This is a genomic window from Streptomyces sp. NPDC059455 (genome assembly GCF_042750115.1).
GTDB lineage: Bacteria > Actinomycetota > Actinomycetes > Streptomycetales > Streptomycetaceae > Streptomyces > Streptomyces endocoffeicus.
This window is the reverse complement of record NZ_JBHYVB010000055.1, coordinates 49,253-56,817: the sequence shown is the minus strand read 5'-3', so window position 1 is coordinate 56,817 and position 7,565 is coordinate 49,253. Positions and strand designations below refer to the sequence as shown.

Sequence of the window (7,565 nt, the reverse complement as noted above, 5' to 3'; positions counted from 1 at the left end):
CGGGCAGGTCCACAGACTGCCCGACGCGCCGGAAGCTTACGGGGCCATGATCACTCGCCCCAAAGCAGCTCCAGCCCAAAGCCGCTCCACCGACCGCTCGACTAAAGCTGTGCTCCGTTTCGTCACTTCGAAGCACTCAGTGAGATAGCACTTCCTCGCGCCCACTGGACGATAGTCACAGCCAGATGGACTGCGGCTTGAGCCTATTCCAAATTAGGTGCCCGATTCGCACCATTGGCATGCCGGTCAGGATTCAGCCAAAGGGCATCGAGACTAGAGGCTCGACGCTGTGATCCAGCTTCACGCCGGGGAGGATGAATCTCCACCGGGCCCCCTGGCTACGAAAGGAGCCGACAACATGACCCAGTTGGAGCTTCCTGCTTTGGAACTACGACAGGGATTAGCACTGCCTCTACAGCCTTGATGGCGTGGTCCCACGTGTCCGAGGCGTCCGGCCCGCGAGAGAACGCCCGATCCCATGCCTGCCTCAGCTCTTCGCTAGCCTGGCCCTCTGGAGCAGATGCCGATTCGTAGCTATCGACACGCCGCTGAAGGCTTCTGCGATCTGCGGAAACCATCCATGCAGACCCACCCACTAAAAGTGAACTCTCCGAGCTGGAAGCCGCGGGATCCCCCGAACCAGTGCTCAGCAGATAGTCAACAAGATCGAGAAAGATATTCTCATCCTGTGCACATTACAGAATTAGGCTCTGCATCATCTCCACGTCGTACGTATTTGGAATTGGAATTCGCACAGCCAATGCGGCACGATGGATCAAAGGCGAGCTCGCTGGCTGGTCCCGCCGCAAACCGGACCCGGACGGACGCTGCCTGGAAAGGTTACGCTCGTCTGGTGTTGGTCGAGTCGTGGGGTCTGACAGGCCAATGCGTCTGTCTCAACGGCTATTAGCTCGCCTAGGCGTTACCTCCATGCTTCGAGGAATCGCTTGCGGTCGTCCTCTATCTCGCAGGTGGCCCATGCACGTCGCGGCCTGCTGCGTGGGCCGCCCTACTTATCTTTCGGCGGCAAGTCCGCAATTTTCTGGTGCGCAAACCACAAGCGTTTTAGTGCCATGAGAACCGTCATCATCAAGTGCAAGAAGAGGAAGACCAGAACCCCAGTCCACCAAGGTCCTAACACATCCTCAGACGTGTGAGTTGCCCCTGCCGCGACGATGAGACTGACGAGCGCACACCCAACCACCACCGACCAGCCGAGGTTCGCAAACAACTCCGCAACCAGCTTCACAACTACATGCTCTGGGTCAAGACCTTCATCTCGCCGGACACGCAAGCTGACGGTGAACGTATTAGTGAGCAGACCGAAGAGCAAGCCCGTAAATACGCCAATCCCGCCCAATAGTCGAGTCACGTCCGACAGATGAAAATCCCCCCTTGCCGTCATGATGGAGGCAAAAAGGGCCACGAATGCGGGAATTCCCAAGAATGCCAGGTAATCGGCAATTAACCTCTTTCCGGTGCGCGCATCTGTATATGTTGCGAAGTGCGCCTGCGCGATCCCCGTGACGCTCCACTTGGCGCTCATGTCCCCTCCGGCTGCTGGGCCTCAGGTCACGCCTGCCAGTCACCCCGGCTGACCCCCATGAGGTCTAGTGAAGCACCAACCTCTGACACTACCTCTCGCCTGAAGGTCGAGTCATCGGGACGCCCGCCCTCCTCCGTTTCGATCGGGTACATGAAGCGAGGAAAGTCGCGGCCGACGACCACCGTCCGACTCTTCCCCTCGCGCTTGATCTCAAGATGCACTTCGTCAGCCTCCGGCAGTCCTTCGATATGAAATACTGCGCTCGGTGGGAGGTCGCGAGCGTAGGCGCGTGAGATCCAATCCTTGGGGAGCTTCCTACCCCACCCGCTCTTGGCGGTGAACTCCTTAGCCCTAATTCCAACAGCGGCATCGGAGTCTGTCACGTGCGTCAAGAACTTGATTTCCTGCAATTCAGATTCATCCAAGAATGCCTTCCAGGCGTCGGAATTCTGAAGCGGCGACCGCTTCACGATTAGGCGATCATTGTCATATTCCGACTTGAACCAATCGCCGAACGCCGCCCACAGTGATGTGATAGCCGAGGAGTGGCCGACCACTTCAGTCGCCCAAATTGCTAATTCCCCTGAGCGCGGCACAACGAAGAACTGGCGCAGGGGATACGTAGGAGCGTCTTCGTGCGTGAGATCGTAGGCGTCATCCCCTGTCGTGGTCTTTACGACCTTCCCAGTGCTTCCAAAGCGTCCCGATTCCACGGTCGGCCAAATGTAGCGGCTCTCTTCATCCATGTCCATCAAGCGAAGGTAATGTTCCCCCGTCGCTATCGAAATACCCTTCGACCCGACACCATCTCGCATAAAGGCCCGCAAGGAGTCAAGGAGGTCATGTCGGCGGGAGTTGAATTGGGCCACTTGGCGACTCGAGTTCTTGCGCTTGAACTGATTTACGCCAATTGCGTACAGGCAGAATTGAAATGAAGACACCCGGTCCCCCTCGGTTTGTCAGTGGCGTACCCCGGCAACCGATAATTGTTACATATTCCCGCATGATCGGTCACCCCGTAGCGGACTTCGGTTTCCGGGCAAGATATCGCCATCGCGTTCGAATACTTCGGACAGATGTACGAATTGCTTGGGCGGGCCGATTGCCTCGACGACGGCTACCGGTCCGGGACGGAAGCGCGGGGTGTCTTACCCCACTGGGCGGCCTGGCATTGTCCAGATGCGCCTCGGCCACCTCCAGGGTGGAGCTGTGCTCAAGAAGGTGTAGCCCCTCCCGGGGCGCCGTTCCTCCGCCATGCGGGCGCTATCCCGGAGACTGCGCTGGCGTGCCTTGGCCAGGCTTCGAGCCAAGACGTTCGCTTGGAAAACGCTCGGGGTGACGTTGCGTGGATGCAGAGTCTGGGTGTACAGATCACGCAGCCAGTGGGCTCCGTCGCTATCACGGAAAGCGACAGCAACAGGGCTGGGGCCGCGAAGGCTTGCCGAGGGGAGCACATGGGCCCCGCAACTCTCATCGGGGCGGAGAACCCGTTGCATGCTATGCACCGGGCCGAACTCTACGGTGACGCCAGACCAAGTGAGGACCACGAGGTCGTAGACGGGCCGTACCTCGTTGTTCTGAACATGAATGTTGTCGTGCCATCGCGCAGAACTGTCCGGGCCGCGCTCGTCCTCATGCAACGGCGTCTGCCAGCAGGACAAGGCGGCAGCGTCCGCCCGCTCGGCCCTGCGGTGATCACGCCAGATGATTCCGACGGTGGCGCTGAGAGCGCCGGTAGTGCCGACGGCGCTGATCCAGGTTGGGACATTGCCCCAGTCGACAACTGTCATGTCATCGATCCTGACGGGGCACCAGAGCCTCCTGAAGTGGAGTTGAGGAGATTCTGAGCTCCTGGGGGCCTTCGGTGGCACCGAACGCTTGTTGAGCAGGCGGAGACAAGCCACAGTTCGGGGCCGTTGGCCTGACGGCATTCTTTGACGGCAACACCAGTGCACCTTGCCGTACTCGGGGAGCCTTCCGTGCATCATGCATGGCAGGCAGTGATGCGGCTTCCCTGGGCGTTGGACAGCCCGGATGATCTCCTAAAGCGGGTGTCGCAGGTTCGAATCTTGCCGGGGGCACCAGCCAAAACGCCCCGCACCGATCATGGTCCGGGGCGCTTGTGAAACGACTCGGGCCCGCATGCCAGGACGGGGCAGGTCCCTCCTCGGCCGGGCCCCGGAGGCGTACCAGGAACCCCCAGGGGCCGGCAAAGCTGCCCGACCAAGGAGGGACCCACCCGCTTGCATTTCGACATCTCTTGCCGTGGGCCAGTCCGCGTCAGCAGATAGAGTCGCCTGCTGAGGCTTTCCCCCTTGGTTTCTCCTATTTTTTCCCAACAATATTCCCGACAAGCGCCATGAGTCCTATGTAAGCCATTACCGCCGCAAATAGAGAACCACCAAAACCGATCCCAGGCGATGCGACCAACTTTTCATCCAACCAGAGACTCTTCCAGGCGCGTCCATTATCGGTGATTTTAATGGATGCAGCACCGGCCAGAGCCCCCAGCAGCCCGATCACGAGCACAGCTGCGCCGCCTCCGGCTGCACCCACCACAAAGAGAAGTACACCCAATGCGACCGATGCGTATATACAAGCCTTCAGCCAAGGACTCGGCTTCTCTTCCTTGTAATCCGGCTTTCCGTTCGGGAGTTGTCCAACGGGTACTGGGTTCAAGCGTCGACGCCACCCACATTGTGGACAGACGTCATTTTTACGCATCCGAGCCTGACAATATTCTCCCTTACATGTAACCTCCGGACCAAGCGATGCTTCACGCTGGGCTAGCAGGCTGTTCATTGACCTCACCTCCGTGGAGAGAACAGCCCCTCATCCATCACACCTCACGCCGAGTTCGCGCGCAACATGACTGATCAGAGCACTGGCTGGAGCCTTCCTGAGCGTGGTGTTGACGTGGAAGTTTGACCCATTGTGGCTTCTACTTTTACCTGTAAGTGCGATCCTGCTAGTTAGAGCAATTTCCCTGGCGCGGCAAGCCAACGATATGCTCGTACAGGCCGTTGTTACAGAATTGGTCACATCGCCGCAGCTCGAACAATATCTCAAGCAGGTACAGAATCAATACCTCGAAAAAGGGCGGACCGAGTGAGAGCCACACTGAACGGAACGCCCGCCTAATCCGTTCGGGAAACGCATCACTCGGGGTACCGAGAGATTCCGCGACCGCGAAGCTTCGGCATTCCTGTAAAACATCCCCTGCGACCGCAGCCCACCGCCACCAGCCCCAGCCGACCGGCTGACCAGTCCAGCAGAACCTCAGCGACCGCCCCGTCCGAGGTTCGGGACGAAGCGCAGCCCGCACCAGATGCGCACCAGATGGGGCGGTAAGCAGCGGTCAACGACGGGTGCTGCGGCAAGCACGGCATCTTGTCGCCAGTGCCCGTTTGCGCTGGTCAGCGACGTGATCCATGTCGACAGCCCCGTGATTCCCAAGCTCAGAGCGCGGGTTCGATTCCCGTCACCCGCTCCACAGCGAAGGCCCAGGTCAGCGACCTGGGCCTTGTTCGTTGCCTGCCGTTGACTCGGCCTCGTGCCCTAAAGACGGGTTACACGGTTGGTGACCCGATACCGTTGTCGAGCGGTTGGCTGGAGCGCCACTCAGCGAAAGAACCGTCTCGTGAGCGTACGCCGTGAAGATCGCCGTGGAACAGCACTGCTGCCTCTGGTCTGCGTGCCGGGGGATCCGCCAGGTAGGCGTTAACGTGATCCCAGTTTTGCAGGTCGACTGTGAGGCCCTCGTACCATGCCAAGCCACGGGTGTTGCAGTCTCTGCACAGCAGCCCGCGTACGCATTGTCCACACGAGGACCGGCCGGGACAGCAGGCGTGATCGTGATCGATGTGCCACCATGACGGCCCCTCCATCGACGGGTCACCACCCAGTCTGTGGCACAGCGGACATGTGTCGTCCTGAGCTCTGAGGATCGCGTTGACGCGAGCACGCGTCAGTTTATGTCGCCGGGCCTGTCGTTCGGCGTTGCGGCACTGTGGACATACTTTTCCCTTGGGGCCTGCATTGACTCGCCAGAGCTTGTCGAAACACACCGTGCAGGGTTCCAGGGTCTCGACCCATGCGTGGAACTCTTCATCTGTCAATGCGTCGAACTCTTCGTCTGTTAACCAGTCCACGGCCGCAGGCTAGACGCTGCCACTGACACTCCGGAGCTGTGCCTACGCGGCAAGATCAAGCGGGTGCTGCGCTCCTCGAACGGGCTGGTCCCCTCCACAACGGGTCCGCGCTATGGGGAACTTCGCGCCGGCCGACGCAGGGCCGCTCGCAGGGTACTGCTCGGCTGACGTTCTGGCATCACCAATTGACATCAACGACGGCGGATGTCGGCGGCATCTAATGCGTCGAGGCCGCCGCTCGCCCGACAGTTAGGGCCAGCCCAGCCTTGGGCGACCTGGCCGGTGATCGAACTTGTAATGCGGTGATCACCGCCAGAGGAACCGTGCCAGATGCGTGCCAGAACGAACGGCAAGCTACGGTCAGCGCAGCTAACCGTAGCCGGTGCTCAAGATTGCTTCAGGAGCTGTACACAGGTGAGAACCCTGAACAGTCCTGATCGCCCCTGTGATTCCCAAGCTCAGTGCCTCCGGGGTGCGGGAGCCTGAGAGCCGCCAACTATTTGAGAGCTTACCCTGATCTTGCTACTGACTATCTGGTCTTGAATTCGACCTTTCCCGTACTCATTCGGAAGTTCCCGTTCGAGTACAGCGTAGGGCGGGCCTCGACATGGTTGCCGCTGTACTTCTCCACGTGCCGGATCTGGGCACCGCCGGGCACGGTGAAGTCGATCAGGGCAATGGCGACCCAGTAAGACAGGTTGCGGTTGTTGAATAGCGGCACCGTGACGGTGGAGCCCCGTCCATCAGTGACAACTGCCCGGGCTCCGTAGGACTTGAAGGAACCGGTACCGTTCTCCACCGCGCTGTAGGCACACATGAGGACGAAGCCCTGGAGGTCGGGGCGACGGATCGTGATGGTCTCACGGCCTGGCACCCGGGAGTCGCCGTCCAGGGTGATGTAGGGCGGCGCCGAGGGCGATCCGAGCTGTCGGTAGTAGATGACCTCCTCTGACTTGTTCGGTCGCTTTCCAGGTGGGGTGACAAGACTTCCAGGGACGTAGAGGGCGTAGAGGTCGAGGTCCGCGCCAGCTTGTCGTCGGGCTGTGCTTCCGCCGTTCCACTCAAGTGTGGCCGTCACGACGAGGCTTGGGTCGTCCTTGCGCATGTCAATGGTCGCCTGGCCGGCCTTGGTGAGGGCCACTTTGCCCAGCGGGACGAGAGGGCGAGCCGGTGTCGTCGGCGGGACTGGTGCAGCCACTGCTGAGATGTGCGGTCCGTAGGTGGATGGCGGCGGCGCAGCAGGCGGGCGCCACGTCTGCGCTGACGTCGCCGCAGATGAGGTCTGCGCCGTGGACGGTCCTGGGTCGTCTACAACGATGCCGAAGTCCGAGGCCAGACCTGCCAGCCCTGTGTCCCATCCCTGGCCTACAGCCCTTGCCTTCCAAGTGCCTGCACGTCTATAGAGCTCGATCAGGATGGCCACCGTTTCCCGATGCGTGAGCGGTGGCGGCGCAAAGGTGATCCGCGCGCTCCCGCACTCGATGACCGCGTGAGGGGTGTTGCTAGCGTCGAAGTGGGTGGCCTGCAATTCGGGGTCGATGCTGGCGACAACCGCAATGCTGTCCACTGTCGTGGGTATCGCGGTCAGGTCCGCGAAGATCGTCTGCCTATTCAGCGCGACCCCGTCCTGTGACGAATGGTTGTAGAAGACAAGATCGTCATCGCTCCGCACCTTGCCGTCCTGCCCGAGCAAAACAGCGGAGACGTCGATGCCCGTGGTGAGCGAGGTGAGGGTGACGCGGCAGACCGCTGAGAACAGGACTGTATTGCCGCCCTTGGCAAGAGTGATAGTCATGTGTGGCCTCTCACGATGGTGCGTACATCGTGGTACCTCTGGCCGGTCCGTGTGCGACAAACACTGTTTTACT

The 7,565-nt window shown here is 60.4% G+C and carries 5 protein-coding genes; all 5 read right to left on the bottom strand.

From position 1 onward, the window contains the following. Positions 1-1,009: 1,009 nt before the first annotated feature. Positions 1,010-1,546: a hypothetical protein gene (locus ACFXB5_RS21160; protein WP_385210034.1), complete on the bottom strand. Its 537-nt coding sequence runs from the start codon at positions 1,544-1,546 to the stop codon at positions 1,010-1,012. Between the two features lie 26 nt (positions 1,547-1,572). Continuing rightward, positions 1,573-2,298, bottom strand: coding sequence for a hypothetical protein (locus tag ACFXB5_RS21155; protein WP_385210031.1), 726 nt, complete (start codon positions 2,296-2,298; stop codon positions 1,573-1,575). 1,573 nt (positions 2,299-3,871) lie between these two features. Next, on the bottom strand, positions 3,872-4,225 hold the full coding sequence (locus ACFXB5_RS21150) for a hypothetical protein (protein WP_385210029.1): 354 nt from the start codon (positions 4,223-4,225) through the stop codon (positions 3,872-3,874). Between the two features lie 890 nt (positions 4,226-5,115). After that, positions 5,116-5,613: an endonuclease domain-containing protein gene (locus ACFXB5_RS21145; RefSeq protein WP_385210050.1), complete on the bottom strand. Its 498-nt coding sequence runs from the start codon at positions 5,611-5,613 to the stop codon at positions 5,116-5,118. 613 nt (positions 5,614-6,226) lie between these two features. After that, on the bottom strand, positions 6,227-7,492 hold the full coding sequence (locus ACFXB5_RS21140) for a TerD family protein (protein ID WP_385210026.1): 1,266 nt from the start codon (positions 7,490-7,492) through the stop codon (positions 6,227-6,229). Between the last annotated feature and the right edge of the window lie 73 nt (positions 7,493-7,565).

What these genes read in the sequence shown, in the direction of transcription:
- ACFXB5_RS21160 (WP_385210034.1), bottom strand. Translation starts at nt 1,546, where the DNA reads ATGAGCGCCAAGTGGAGCGTCACGGGGATCGCGCAGGCGCACTTCGCA.
- ACFXB5_RS21155 (WP_385210031.1), bottom strand. Translation starts at nt 2,298, where the DNA reads ATGGACATGGATGAAGAGAGCCGCTACATTTGGCCGACCGTGGAATCG.
- ACFXB5_RS21140 (WP_385210026.1), bottom strand. Translation starts at nt 7,492, where the DNA reads ATGACTATCACTCTTGCCAAGGGCGGCAATACAGTCCTGTTCTCAGCG.